13 protein-coding genes are annotated in these 14594 nt (G+C 39.3%); 2 read left to right on the forward strand and 11 right to left on the reverse strand.

The window, feature by feature from the left end; translation table 11 throughout:
• Positions 1-120: 120 nt before the first annotated feature.
• From BIV60_RS17495 to BIV60_RS17530, 8 genes are all read right to left on the reverse strand, one after another.
• Complete coding sequence (locus BIV60_RS17495; protein WP_071357048.1) at positions 121-1410, reverse strand: dihydrolipoamide acetyltransferase family protein; 1290 nt, start codon at positions 1408-1410, stop codon at positions 121-123.
• 82 nt (positions 1411-1492) lie between these two features.
• Positions 1493-2476 (reverse strand): alpha-ketoacid dehydrogenase subunit beta, encoded by a 984-nt coding sequence (locus BIV60_RS17500; RefSeq protein WP_071356990.1) that lies wholly within the window; start codon positions 2474-2476, stop codon positions 1493-1495.
• 12 nt (positions 2477-2488) lie between these two features.
• The gene (locus tag BIV60_RS17505; protein WP_071356991.1) at positions 2489-3484 is read right to left on the reverse strand and encodes a thiamine pyrophosphate-dependent dehydrogenase E1 component subunit alpha; all 996 of its coding nucleotides are present in this window, start codon (positions 3482-3484) and stop codon (positions 2489-2491) included.
• 50 nt (positions 3485-3534) lie between these two features.
• The gene (gene lpdA, locus BIV60_RS17510) at positions 3535-4956 is read right to left on the reverse strand and encodes a dihydrolipoyl dehydrogenase (protein WP_071356992.1); all 1422 of its coding nucleotides are present in this window, start codon (positions 4954-4956) and stop codon (positions 3535-3537) included.
• Positions 4940-6079: a butyrate kinase gene (buk, locus tag BIV60_RS17515; protein ID WP_071356993.1), complete on the reverse strand. Its 1140-nt coding sequence runs from the start codon at positions 6077-6079 to the stop codon at positions 4940-4942. The genes lpdA and buk overlap by 17 nt, the downstream gene beginning before the upstream one ends.
• Before the next feature lie 224 nt (positions 6080-6303).
• Positions 6304-7401 (reverse strand): branched-chain amino acid dehydrogenase, encoded by a 1098-nt coding sequence (gene bcd, locus BIV60_RS17520; protein WP_071356994.1) that lies wholly within the window; start codon positions 7399-7401, stop codon positions 6304-6306.
• Between the two features lie 29 nt (positions 7402-7430).
• On the reverse strand, positions 7431-8336 hold the full coding sequence (gene yqiS / locus BIV60_RS17525) for a phosphate butyryltransferase (RefSeq protein ID WP_071356995.1): 906 nt from the start codon (positions 8334-8336) through the stop codon (positions 7431-7433).
• A 130-nt stretch (positions 8337-8466) separates the two neighbouring features.
• A complete protein-coding gene (locus BIV60_RS17530) occupies positions 8467-10539 on the reverse strand; it encodes a sigma-54 interaction domain-containing protein (RefSeq protein ID WP_071356996.1) in 2073 nt (690 codons plus the stop codon).
• Positions 10540-10872: 333 nt separating this feature from the next.
• Between BIV60_RS17530 and BIV60_RS17535 the strand changes: the two genes are divergently transcribed.
• Positions 10873-11139: a DUF2627 domain-containing protein gene (locus BIV60_RS17535; RefSeq protein ID WP_071357049.1), complete on the forward strand. Its 267-nt coding sequence runs from the start codon at positions 10873-10875 to the stop codon at positions 11137-11139.
• A 56-nt stretch (positions 11140-11195) separates the two neighbouring features.
• Here the strand turns inward: BIV60_RS17535 and BIV60_RS17540 are convergent, their stop codons facing one another.
• Complete coding sequence (locus tag BIV60_RS17540; RefSeq protein ID WP_071356997.1) at positions 11196-11921, reverse strand: glycerophosphodiester phosphodiesterase; 726 nt, start codon at positions 11919-11921, stop codon at positions 11196-11198.
• 41 nt (positions 11922-11962) lie between these two features.
• On the opposite strand from BIV60_RS17540, the gene BIV60_RS17545 reads away from it, so the two are divergent.
• Complete coding sequence (locus BIV60_RS17545; RefSeq protein WP_071356998.1) at positions 11963-12103, forward strand: YycC family protein; 141 nt, start codon at positions 11963-11965, stop codon at positions 12101-12103.
• A 114-nt stretch (positions 12104-12217) separates the two neighbouring features.
• Here BIV60_RS17545 and spo0A read toward each other — a convergent pair whose 3' ends face one another.
• A complete protein-coding gene (gene spo0A, locus BIV60_RS17550) occupies positions 12218-13015 on the reverse strand; it encodes a sporulation transcription factor Spo0A (protein WP_071356999.1) in 798 nt (265 codons plus the stop codon).
• A gap of 250 nt (positions 13016-13265) precedes the next feature.
• Positions 13266-14555, reverse strand: a complete 1290-nt coding sequence (gene spoIVB, locus BIV60_RS17555; RefSeq protein WP_071357000.1) for a SpoIVB peptidase — start codon at positions 14553-14555, stop codon at positions 13266-13268.
• Between the last annotated feature and the right edge of the window lie 39 nt (positions 14556-14594).

Raw genomic sequence — 14594 nt, forward strand, 5'->3', positions numbered from 1 at the left:
CTAGGAAAAAAGCAGTTCATTTTTTCCCTCGAGGGGCAGGACGCTTGCGCTAGACAATTCTAAAAGACGAAATTTTTTCTTTACTTTTAAGAAAAATACCGCCAAAACTGGCGGTATTTTTTAATAAATGGATGTTGTAGATCTCGAAGTATTTTCTAGTATTTCTTTTACTCTTTGTAAGAAACGGCCACAAATAAGACCGTCTAAGACTCTATGGTCAAGAGACATACATACATTCACCATATCACGTACGGCAATCATCCCATTATTCATAACGACCGGACGCTTCACAATCGATTCAACCTGCAGAATCGCTGCCTGCGGATAATTAATGATTCCCATTGATTGAACCGAGCCAAATGAACCGGTATTGTTCACGGTAAATGTACCGCCCTGCATATCCTCAGACTTCAGCTTTCCTGCTCTTACTTTTACAGCAAGTTCGGAGATTTCACGGGCAATCCCTTTAATCGTTTTTTCATCGGCCTGCTTAATAACCGGAACGTAGAGAGCATCATCCGTTGCAACCGCAATCGAAATATTAATATCCTTTTTTTGAATAATCTTATCCCCTGCCCACATCGAATTGATCTGCGGGAATTCCTTTAGTGCTTGAGCAACTGCTTTTACAAAGAAAGCAAAGAAAGTTAAATTGAAGCCTTCCTTTTTCTTAAACTCGTCTTTAATAGAGTTACGATACTCTACCAAATTAGTCGCATCAACCTCTATCATCGTCCAGGCATGAGGGGCTTCGTGCTTGCTGCGCAGCATGTTGGCGGCAATTGCTTTGCGTACACCTGTAACCGGAATTTCAATGTCCCCAGTCTCAACCGGCACATTTACAGACGGTGCAGCTGTTTTTAGTGCAACTGTCTGCTGACTTGCTACAGGCTGTTCGGTTTTCTTTACATCTGAAGGCTGAATAACAGACTGTTTGGCTGGTTCAGTTTTCGTTCCAGCTACTGGAATATTCCCGGACTCAATCAACTTTAGCAAATCTTTTCTTGTAATTCTTCCACCTGCACCTGTTCCCTGCACTTTAGCCAAGTCAATTCCGTGCTCTTGTGAGAGTTTTAAAACTGCTGGGGAATATCTGCCAATATTTCCATTTGATGCAGCTGGAATGACTGTATCTGTTGCTTTACCTTGTATAGGAGCTGCTTCTGTTGTTGCACCTTCATTTTCGCCGCCCTCTATCTCAATCATACAAATGATTTCGCCCACAGCTAATGTATCCCCTTCTGCGGCAATCAGTTCTTTTATTACTCCTGTAAATGAAGACGGAACCTCTGCATTTACCTTATCCGTCATGACCTCTGCAAGCGGGTCATATTTATTTACCTTATCCCCAACAGAAACTAGCCATTTACTAATGGTACCCTCTGTAACGCTTTCCCCTAGTTGAGGCATTTTTATTTGTTCAAATACCAAAGCATGAAACCTCCTTTAGTGCATTTACTACCGCGGATTATTTTTCATCCCTAGCTCACCTTTAAAAATCTGCTAATTCACGCATTGCTTTTTCAACTTTGTCCGGGTTTACCATAAAATATTTTTCCATTGTAGGTGCATACGGCATAGCCGGTACATCTGGTCCTGCTAAACGTTTAATTGGCGCATCCAATTCAAATAAACAATTTTCGGCAATTATCGCAGATACTTCACTCATGATACTGCCTTCTTTATTGTCCTCCGTAACGAGCAGTACCTTCCCAGTTTTAGAAGCAGCTTCAATAATTGCTTCTTTATCCAACGGGTAAACAGTTCTTAAATCAAGAATATGGGTTGAAATTCCGTCCTTAGCTAATTTTTCAGCTGCTTGAAGGGCAAAATGAACACATAGACCATAAGTAATGACCGTAATGTCATCACCTTCACGTTTCACGTCAGCTTTACCAATTGGGAGAGTGTAATCATCAGTCGGAACTTCCCCTTTAATCAACCGATAGGCTCGTTTATGTTCAAAGAAGAGAACTGGATCATTGTCGCGAATCGCTGCTTTTAATAATCCTTTCACATCATAAGGAGTTGATGGCATAACGATTTTTAAACCTGGTTGATTCGCAAACACTGCTTCAACCGATTGGGAATGGTACAGAGCCCCATGTACACCACCGCCATATGGCGCCCGGATGACAATCGGGCAATTCCAATCATTATTTGAACGGTAGCGAATTTTCGCTGCTTCTGAAATAATTTGGTTTACAGCAGGCATGATAAAATCAGCAAACTGCATTTCTGCAATCGGCCGCATCCCATACATGGCTGCACCGATTCCTACACCAGCAATGGCTGATTCAGCAAGCGGTGTATCAATCACCCGCTCTTCTCCAAATTGTTCATATAATCCTTGTGTGGCCTTAAATACGCCACCCTTTTTCCCTACATCTTCCCCAAGAACAAATACCTTAGGGTCTCTTTCCATTTCTTCACGAATGGCCATTGTTACCGCGTCGATATAAGAAATTACCGCCATGTTACGTCCCCCTTACATATCCCCATAAACGAATTTCATTGCATCTTCAGGTGCAGCATACGGGGCATTTTCCGCATAGTCAGTTGCCTCATTCACTAAATTCATTACTCGATCATTGATTTCTTTTTCCAAGTCATCATTCAGGACACCTGTTTCCTTAAGGTAAGCACCAAATGTAATAATCGGATCCTCGGTTTTTGCTTTTGCCACTTCATCTTGTGCACGATAAGATCGATCATCATCATCAGAAGAGTGTGGTGTCAAACGGTAAGAAACCGTTTCAATTAAAGTCGGACCCTCGCCACGACGGCCGCGGTCAGCAGCCTCTTTCACAACTTTATAAACTTCTAACGGGTCATTCCCATTCACTGTGAATCCAGGCATTCCATAGCCTATTGCACGATCTGAAACCTTCTCGCACGCTAATTGTTTTTCAATTGGTACGGAAATGGCATACTTATTATTTTCACACATAAAAATGACAGGAAGCTTGTGGACACCGGCAAAATTTGCCCCTTCATGGAAATCACCTTGATTGGAAGACCCTTCCCCAAATGTCACAAACGTTACTAAATCCTTTCCTTCCATTTTTCCGGCCAATGCAACACCTACTGCATGTGGGACCTGAGTTGTTACGGGTGAAGAACCTGTTACAATACGATTTTTCTTTTGGCCAAAGTGTCCTGGCATTTGCCTTCCGCCTGAATTAGGATCTTCGGCTTTTGCAAATCCCGAAAGCATTAGATCCTTTGTCGTCATTCCAAATGTTAAAACAACTCCCATATCCCGGTAATACGGGAGTACATAGTCTTTTTCCAGATCAAGTGCAAATGCCGCTCCGACTTGAGCTGCTTCCTGGCCCTGGCATGAAACAACAAATGGGATTTTCCCTGCGCGGTTTAATAACCACATCCGCTCATCAATACGGCGGGCTAAGACCATTGTTTCATACATTTCTAATACTTTTTCATCACTTAAACCTAATGCATCATGTCGCTTTTCAGCCATTAATTTATTCCTCCCTTTTGATTCGCTTAAAAAATGTAAATGGAGTAAGTTTATCCGTGTAATGCTCTGCCATCTACAGCTAGTGCAGCTTCCCCAATTGCTTCTGATAGAGTAGGGTGAGGATGGATGGTGTGAGCCACTTCCCAAGGTGTTGCATTTAATACCATTGCAAGCCCAGCTTCTGAAATCATATCGGTTACATGGGGACCAATCATGTGTACCCCTAAAATATCATTGGATTCTTCATCGGCAATAATTTTCACAAATCCATCCGATTCACCAAAAACGAGCGCTTTACCGATGGCACGGAATGAAAATTTGCCCACTTTTACTTTATGCCCAGAATTAAGCGCTTGCTCCTCAGTAATACCGACACTAGAAACCTCAGGATTACTATAAATACATTTTGAGATTAATTTATAATCTACTGGTAAAGGATCTCCTCCCGCTATATGCTCAACTGCAACGATACCTTCATGTGATGCAACATGCGCAAGCTGCATTCCGCCAATCACATCTCCGATTGCATAGATATGGGATTCCTTTGTTTGATAAAATTCATTTGTGACAATATTCCCTTTTTCAAGCTGTATTTCGGTATTATCAAGTCCTATTCCTTCGGTATTCGTTTGACGCCCGACGGAAACAAGGAGCTTTTCAGCCTTAAATTCTTTTAAACTGCCTTTTACTTCTGCAGAGATTGCCACTTCTTCACCTTTTAAAATAGTTTCCGGAAGGACCTTTGCACCCGTTACAATCTTTATCCCTTTTTTCTTCATTAACCGTTGCATTTCTTTTGAAATATCTCTATCTTCTGTAGGGATGACACGGTCTGCATACTCAATTACCGTAACGTCAACCCCAAAATCAGATAGCATTGAGGCCCATTCAATACCAATTACTCCCCCGCCAACAATGATGATGGAAGATGGTAAGTTTTCCAGCTCTAACGCTTCATCCGATGATATTACTTGGTTTCCATCAATCTCAAGTCCTGGAAGGGTTTTTGGTCTTGAACCGGTCGCAATTATTACATTTTTGGGGATGAGCATTTCATTTTCTTCACCGTTATTCATTTCCACAGAGATGGTACCAGGCATTGGCGAAAAGATGGAAGGACCTAAAATTCGGCCCAATCCCTCATATACATCGATTTTCCCTTGTTTCATCAAATGCTGTACTCCTTTATGAAGAGTATCGATGATTTTTGTTTTTCTTTCTTGAACTTTAGTAAAATTAAAAGTTACTTCGCCTGTGATTACACCAAAATCTTCACTATGTTTTGAAGTAGCATAGACCTCCGCACTTCTAAGCAGGGCTTTGCTTGGAATACAGCCTTTATGTAAGCATGTGCCACCTAGTTTTCCTTTTTCAACAATTGCTGTTTTTAAACCAAGCTGTGAGGCACGGATTGCAGCAACATAGCCGCCTGTTCCTCCTCCAAGAATGACCAAATCATACTCTTGTGCCATTATATTTCCTCCCCAAACTAATAAATTTTGCTACTTTACAAGAATCAGGATATATTTTTACCTCTTCTTCGCCACGCAAGACACGAAGGGCTCCTTCAGCCAACGCTTGAAGTTCATTTTCTCCAGGATGGACGATACAATCTGCAATCCAATTCACTCGATTAATAATGGATTGGACAAAATCCTTTCCATAAGCAAGACCGCCTGTTAAAACAATGGCATCCACTTTTCCAAATAGAACAGCACTTGCAGCACCAATTTCTTTTGCCACCTGATAAGCCATTGCATCATATACAAGCTTTGCGTCTTGATTTCCTGCTTCAATCATTTCTTCAACCTTAACTGCGTTATTTGTTCCAAGATACCCGACAAGACCTCCTTGGCCCACCAGCATTTTCATAATTTCTTCCCGGTAGTATTCTCCCGAAAACGCAAGGGCAATTAAATCTCCGGCCGGAACGGTTCCAGCACGTTCCGGGCTAAAAGGCCCGTCACCGTGAAGACCATTATTGACATCTACAACCTTTCCTTGGTTATGGACCCCAACGGTAATTCCACCACCCATATGGGTAACAATTAAATTTAAGTCTGAGTATTTTTTCCCCAGTTCTTTTGCCACTCTTCTTGCAACGGCCTTTTGGTTCAATGCATGAAAAATACTTTTTCGTTCAATTAACGAGAAACCGGATATTCTAGCAATTGGGTCGAGCTCATCGACAACAACTGGGTCCACAATATAGGACGGGATATTAAGACCAGATGCTATTTCATATGCTATTATACCACCTAAATTCGATGCGTGTTGCCCTGAATATCCATTTCGTAAATCTAACAACATTTTGTCATTAACTGCATAGGTTCCGCCTTCTACCGGACGCAGCAATCCTCCGCGTCCGCAAACCGCGGACAATTTGGAAATATTAATTCCTTCATGTTCTAATGTTTCCAGGATAGTGTTTTTTCTAAATTCGTATTGATCAATAATATTTAGGTAAGAATTAATCAAATCAGCGTCATGTCGAATCGTTTTTTCAAAAATGGAAGTTTCATTATCGAAAACCCCTATCTTGGTAGAAGTTGAGCCAGGGTTAATGATGAGTAATCGATATTTTTTATCTTTCACGGTTTGACCCCCAATTTGTGATCGATAGATTAAGACGCAAAGAAAATATATTTTCCGTCTATTTAGTGTGTATTTTTTCAATCGGTAATGTTTTACATTTGAGTGGTCACTAATAAAGTAATTTCTATAAATAGCAAATTTTAAACAGAGCGAAGTTTGTCTCTACCAAGGAAAGCGCTGAATTTTCATTCAGCGCTCTATTGTCGGGTATTATTTACTGTTTTTTATTTTCTGCGGCTTAAAATATGATGTCCGTTTTGGAGGAATTGACTGCGTGAATTGCGCATTCTTTCAATCCGTTCCTCTACCAGGCGATCTGCTGCAACGTATGTTGGGATACAATCCCGCTTTGAAATTTCAATAATTTTTTCAATACTCGTGTATAGCTGTTCAACCTTTTTCAAGGCACGATCGTGATTATATCCGTAAAGCTCGTCGGCTACATTGATTACTCCACCGGCATTGATTACATAATCAGGTGCGTAAACAATTCCCATTTCATGGATAACATCACCATGACGAGTATCTTTTAATTGATTGTTAGCTGATCCAGCAATTACTTTTGCTTTTAACTGAGGGATTGTATCATCGTTAATCGTAGCTCCAAGGGCACACGGAGCATAAATATCACATTCCACACCATATATATCATTAGGGTCTACGGGACGTGCCCCAAAGTCTTCTACAGCACGCAATACTGCTTCCTTGTTAATATCGGTAACAATCAATTGTGCTCCTTCTTCATGAAGGTGTTTGCAAAGTGTATAAGCAACATTACCAACGCCCTGAACAGCTACTACTTTTCCTTCGAGGGAATCTGTTCCAAAGGCTTCCTTGGCTGCAGCTTTCATGCCTAGGTAAACACCATAAGCCGTTACTGGTGAAGGATTTCCTGAGGACCCGAAAGCAGGGGAAATTCCAGTAACATAGTCAGTTTCTTCATGGATTAAATCCATATCGGCAACAGTTGTACCTACATCTTCAGCTGTAATATATCTGCCGTTTAAACCTTGAATGTAACGACCAAAAGCCCTGAACATTTCTTCGTTTTTATCTTTACGAGGGTCACCAATGATGACCGTTTTACCACCGCCAAGATTTAATCCGGCGGCTGCATTTTTATAGGTCATTCCTCTAGCCAATCTTAGTGCATCCTCAATTGCAGCTTCTTCTGATTCATATGTCCACATTCGAGTACCACCCAATGCCGGACCTAGTGTTGTATCATGGATTGCTATAATTGCTTTTAAACCTGAAGATTTATCCTGACAGAATACCAATTGTTCGTAATCGTATTTTTCTAAATATTTGAAAATTTCCATATTAAAATTCCTCCTCATTATTGAAAAAACTAGTTTGCCACAGAGCATATGGCTAGGGCAAGAGAATATAACTTGCTTTCAGCGGAGTCAGCCCTTGAGGTTAACACGATAGGCGCTTTTGCACCGGCAATCACAGCTCCTACTTTTGCATTTGCAAAATAAACCAATGATTTATATAATACGTTTCCAACCTCAATGGCAGGTACGACCAATATATCTGCATTGCCTGCTACTTCACTACTAATTGCTTTATGTTCCGCCGCTAAAACTGAAACGGCAATATCCAATGCCAACGGACCATCAATAATACATCCGGTAATTTGCTCACGCCTATTCATCACAGTTAATGCAGCAGCATCAACAGTTGCCTGCATGGAGGGATTTACCGTTTCAACAGCAGCAATTAAAGCTACTTTTGGTGTTTCAATTCCAATCCCATTTGCAATGGCAACTGCATTTTTAATGATTTGTGCCTTGTGTGTCAAATCCGGAGAAATGTTCATTGCAGAGTCCGTAACAATTGTAAAACGGTCATAATGTGGGATTTGAAAAACAGCAACATGTGAAAGGATATTGCCGGTCCTTAAACCATAATCCTTATTCAACACTGCCTTTAGGATAATATTGGTCGATATATTCCCTTTCATTAACACATCTGCTTCTTTATTTGAAACTGCTTTAACCGCTAATCCAGCAGCTTGTTCATTTGTGCCTGCATGAACAATCCGTATACTTTTATCTGACTTTATTTTGAGTTGCTTAGCCTCAATCATCTGATTAATTTTTTCCTGATTACCAAATAAAATAAAATTGGCAAGATTTCGTTCAACTGCATCCATTACCGCTTCAATAACGACGAAATCCTCTGCAACAGCCACTGCAACAGTATTTTTTTTTAGTTGGGTTGCTCTGTCAATTAATGAATCCAGCAACAAGTTGTCATCAACCCTTCCACTACAAAATCAATTCCAATTAAACAAATTGCAAGAATCATGCCAACCCAAAATATTGAAAGCGCTTTATTTATTTAACCTTTCAAATGCAATTTTCTTCATACTATGAAATTTATTGCATGCTATTATTTTCAAGTTTAAATTTATCAAGTTTGTAATATAAGTTTCGGACAGATAATCCAAGCGTTTTAGCTGTTAAGGTTTTATTTCCATTTAATCGGTTTAACGTGTCACGAATAATCCTTGCTTCATACTCCTCAACCATTGCTGATAAGGGCCGGTCCTGATCATCAGGATTTTGCAATATCCCTGATTCTCTATGAAAAGGGGGGATATTTTTAAGTTCAGGCAGGTGTTTTACGTCAATATAGGATTCATTAAATTTCATAAAAATAATAGCCCGCCCGAGAATATTTTCAAGTTCTCGGACATTTCCCGGCCAATCATACCCCAATAATACCGCCATGGCAGCATGAGTAACCCCTTCAACATTACGTCCATAGTCACGATTAATTTTTTGAATAAGCCGATCACATAATAAAGGAATTTCCTCTTTTCTCCTTTTTAGCGAGGGAATATGTATGGGCATTCGATTTAAACGATAGTATAAGTCTTCCCTAAAAGTACCCTTGGCAATTCCTTTTTCAAGGTTCACATTAGTTGCGGCAATGACTCGGACATTAATCGCTACTGGTTTTGTTCCACCAACACGGATAATTTCATTTTCCTGTAAAACCCGTAAAAGTTTTGCTTGAGTGTTTGCAGGAAGTTCACCAATTTCGTCAAGAAAAATACTCCCATTGTTCGCTTCCTCGAAAAGCCCGGTTTTTCCGCCTCTTCTCGCTCCGGAAAAAGCTCCCTCTTCATAACCGAACAATTCACTTTCCAACAATGATTCCGAAATTGCCGCACAATTGACACGAACAAATTTGTTATATTTTCTATCACTTGCATTATGAATCGCATGAGCAAAAAGTTCTTTTCCAGTTCCGGATTCGCCTCGAAGCAGGACGGTAGCAGGAGTTTTTGCACCAAGCTTCGCCTGTTCAATGGCCAACAGCATTTCCCCGGATTTTCCGATAATGTCTTCAAAGGTGTATTTTGCTTCAAGCGTTCGAATGATTTGTCGTGCTCGATGCAATTCCCTGCTCAACGATTTGATTTCTGACATATCATGGATAACTCCCACACTGCCATTTAGTTTTCCATTTACAATAATCGGTGCAACATTAACAATCACTTCTTTCTTGCTTGGCCCCACCCTCATTGCGACGCCTCGAACGGCTTTTCTTGTCTGTAAAACCTTCATATGCATACTTTCGCCTTCGGATATATCAGCCGTTGCAGGCTGCCCGATTACTTGTTCCTCTGTAAGCCCGGTTAAGCGGGTATAAGCCCGATTAATTAGGATTCCCCGGCCGTCTTCATCAACAACGGAAATAGCTTCATCGCTGGATTGGATAATGGCTTGCAGCATCGTTTGGATTTCTTTTAAATCAGTTATTTCTTCAGCCAAATCGACAATCTCTGTAATATCTTTAAAAACGGCAAAGGCCCCGATAAGTGTACCGTTTTCTTCAATAATCGGAATTCTTGTTGTTATGATTTTTCGGCCATTGCTCAAAATCATTTCTTGGTTTGCTTCAATTCTTCTCGTCTCTAATATATGAGGAAGCCTGCTTTCTGGTATCACTTCACAGACATAATTACCAATTGCATCCTCTTTTTTTACTCCCATCATTTCTTCTGCCCGGCGATTAAAAAGAATGATTATCCCACTTTTATCTATAACTGCCATTCCGTCATTCGTGGAATTAAAAATTAATTCCTGTTGGTATGACTCATGCTGATGCCTTTTGATAAGTTCTTCCTTTTCCTCCATCAATTTCGATATAAGGAATGCAACACTTCCGGGAATTAATATGGTTTTACTTGGTTTATTCCTTCTTATTTCCTGAAATATTTTCTCATCTCCAGTAACCTCGATAATGATGTCGATGTTTTCATATAAAAAGGAATGCCAGTCCACACCAGTTTTGATGCCTTCTTTTTGTGCCAACAAAATTCCAGGTGCATCTGTATTACGGTCTACCACTGCATAAACATCTAATACTTCTGTTTCTTTTAAAATTTTTAATATCGCTGTTCCACCTTTTCCGGCCCCGACAATCATTACATTTTGCATTTTGTAGCCTCCATTCATTAAAACAGGAAACTTTTTTCATAATAAGCAGCAAAATTCATGCAATTTTTTTCATATTTATTGTATATCGAAAGGTTTAGCTTGACAAATATATTCGTTGTACTATTATTTTCGTGAGAAGCTTTTTCTTAATATTAGAATTTATAAATTGCCTTGAGAATGGTCCAGCTCCCGCCTAGCCCCTCGATGTCACAAGCCAAACCGTCCAAAAGGTTAAAGAACATCCTTTCGGCCCGCTTGTTTTGTGCTATGCCTGAGGCTGACCAAGGCGCCTGCGCTTTTCTTATTTTAATTAATATCTGGAAGGAATTTTTTATGCAGCGAATTATTGCACTGATTATATTATTGATACCGGGTTTCTTGGCTGCATTTGGCATTAAATTAATGCGTGATATGACCTTTGGAATTCTGCAGCCGCCCATTCCCTATTTAACCCTTCAATTTCTAATTGGACTCATACTCTTTCTTGGCGGCTTAGGATTTGTTGCAGGATTTATTTTACATCGTGATCGAAAAAGAAACAAAGTTCAAGCGCGCTTTAGAAGTCAAGGAAATCCACGTTCTAACAGGAATCAAAAATAATAAAAAAACTCCAGCATCCGTTTCTTGGGGCTGGAGATTGTGATAAAAGAGGGCTATCACCTCTTTTCAAACTGTTTTCTTATTCGCAATGCCTTTACTGGGTCATCTGTAATAACGGAAGTACAGTTAATTTTAAATAGCCGATGAAGATCAATATCATTATTAACCGTATAAGGCCTTACGGCAATTTCATTTTCCATTGTTCTGATAATGATATCGTCGCTGACTGTTGAATACTTCGGATGGATTCCTTTTGCTCTAATCGATTGGGCGTAGACCCATGGCATAAATAATCCTTCTAAAAATAGCGGGGCTGTTTCAATTTCCGGCGCCAGCCTGTAACAATGAACAATACTATAATGATTAAAAGAGGAAATAATGATTCTGTCTGATAAACCGTAATTTCGGACAAGTTCGATTACTTTTTCCTCCATACCTTCATAAGCGAGAAGCCCATTTTTTAATTCAATATTACATAGCAACGTATTTGTCTTCAACCAATCAAAAACTTCGATTAGGGATGGGATTGTCTCTTTTTTTATGCCCTTTATATTGGCATTCAGTTTGCGAATATCTTTAAATAAAAAATCTTTTACAAACCCGCTTCCACTTGTGGTTCTGTTCACCTTTTCATCATGGATTACAACGATTTCGCCATCTTTTGTCAATTGTACATCCAGTTCTAATCCATCAGCTCCAGCCTTTTCCGCTTCATGAAAGGCACTCATGGTATTTTCAGCAAATAAAGAGGAATAACCACGGTGAGCAAAAATTTCTGTCATGCCTTCACTTCCTAACTACTTATTTAATTGGAGGAATTTTAATGAAACCTTTACAAATTACGCCTGAAACAGCGATGAAATTATCGGAAAAAATAAACCTTCCCATCGAGCAAATTATGCATATGCCACAGCATATTTTAATTCAAAAATTAATGGAACTGGAAAAGGACCAAAAAAAGTAATTTTAATCTACAGTCCTATCATATGCATCAAAATTTTTAGTAACCACAGAATAGGAACGAAAAAAGCCCTCATTTTCATAAAATGAAGGCTCTTTATTATTGTTTTGATTCATTTCATGAAGCCATATGTTCTAATCTCAACTTATCTGCAACCATAGCGATAAATTCAGAATTGGTCGGCTTAGCTTTTGACATGCTCACAGTATAACCAAATAGTGATGATATGGAGTCTATATTTCCACGGCTCCAAGCCACTTCAATGGCATGGCGAATCGCACGCTCAACACGGCTGGCAGTTGTGTTATATTTTTTCGCTATATCAGGATACAATACCTTTGTAATCGATCCTAATAGTTCAATATCATTATAAACCATGGAAATAGCCTCACGTAAATACAAATACCCTTTAATATGGGCTGGAACTCCTATTTCATGGATGATGCTTGTAATACTGGCATCCAGGTTTTTTGGCTTCTGTTCTGCTGCCGATACACGGTAAGCTTGAGCAGCAGGTGCTTTTCTTGTTATTGCAGCACTTCTGCCGCTGACCTGACGAATATGATTCCCCAGGTTTTCCATATCAAATGGCTTTAAAATAAAATAAGATGCCCCCAGTTCTACAGCCTTTTTGGTAACATCCTCCTGACCGAATGCAGTTAACATAATTACGTTTGGCAAGGTGCCTTTCTTCAAATTGCGAAGGCGTTCCAACACAGCTAATCCATCCAAATGGGGCATAATAATATCTAATACAAGGACATCAGGATCTGTTGATGCAAGTAAATCTAAACATTCTTGACCATTATGTGCAATCCCTGCAACTTCCATATCTTCTTGGGATGAAATATATTCCTCTAATAAGCCTACTAATTCCCTATTATCATCAACGACGCACACCTTTATTTTCTTCAACACCGAATTCCTCCTCAAATCCAATTGGTTAAGTTCCATCTGTATTCTCTATTTTCTATTGTAAATAAGAAATTCGACAATGCAACTAAAATTCCTTTCATTTTTTTAACATTTCTTAAAATAGTGATAAAATCTTAGTTTATCTTTACTTTTCTCTTATTTTCGACGTTTTTCGCTTTTTTTGTCGAAAAATCTTTAAATTCAGTAAAAAACAAATAGGCTTAAACCGCCTATTTGTTTTGATAAATTTTTAACTAGCCTTGTCCTGCGGTGTATCATATATGTTAATTCCTGCTTCATCCAGCATCCATTCAATATGCACTCCGTAGCCAGATGTAGGGTCATTCACAAAAACATGGGTTACAGCACCGACAAGCTTACCGTTTTGAATGATTGGACTTCCGCTCATTCCTTGAACAATACCGCCTGTTTTTTCGAGAAGCTTGGGATCGGTTACTTTGATGACCATGCCTTTTGTTGCCGGAAACTTTTGCGGAATGGTGTTCACAATTTTAATATCAAATTCTTCCACCTGATCGTTGTTTACCACCGTCAATATTTTAGCTGGCCCTTCTTTTACTTGATTGGATAAAGCTATCGGTAACGGCTTATCCATTATACCATTTTTCAATGGTTTGTTTAACTTACCAAAAATTCCAAACGGACTATTTTTTTGTATATTCCCTACAATTTCATGATCGGAAGAAAAACGCGCAAGCTTTTCACCTGGGTCTCCATTGCTTCCTTTTTCAATTGCTGTAACCGTAGACCGGACAATTTGGCCATCTTCTACCACAATTGGTTTTTTCGTATCCATATCTGAAATTACATGTCCTAATGCACCATATTTTTTTGAATCAGGATGAACAAATGTCATTGTTCCAATTCCTGCAGCTGAATCCCTAATATATAATCCCAATTTATAACTGTTCTCCCCCGTGTCCTTTAAAGGAGTAAGTTTCGTTGTGAATTTACCGCTTTCACGGCTAATTACAATAGTTAAAGACTTACCGTTTTCTCCTGCTTCCCGAACAAATGGTGCAACATCTGTCATTTTTTCAATTTTGGTTCCATTTATTTTTGTAATAATATCTCCAACTTTAATTCCTGCCATTTCACCAGGTGATTTTTTTCCATTTAACGTATTGACTAAATGGTGCCCGACCACTAAAACACCGACTGTATTTAGTTTCACGCCGATGGACTGACCTCCCGGAATTACTCGAAAATCTTTTAAAACTCTAACATCGACCTTTTTAATGGGGATTCCTGCAAATTCTAAAAGCATTTCATTACTGCCTTTTTCTTTTGCCTTTAAAGAGACTGAATGTTTATCCTGTGCAAGTGTAATACTTGAATTGTGAGAAATCAAAGCGGCTGACACCGGAGCAGCCTTTTGAAAGTTATAATTTTGTCCTTCAAAGACAGTGATTGTCTTTGGTATTTCGAGGTATTGTTTAAGTGGTTGATTAAACATAAAGCTGATTAATGAAACAAGGAGAATTCCACCAATGATTTTTCTAATTATTTCTAATTTCAAACTTTTCACTCTCCTCGCTTCTTTTCCACTTCGAAATGG

It is taken from the genome of Bacillus sp. MUM 116 (assembly GCF_001866655.1).
In the GTDB taxonomy this organism is placed as follows: Bacteria; Bacillota; Bacilli; order Bacillales; family Cytobacillaceae; genus Neobacillus.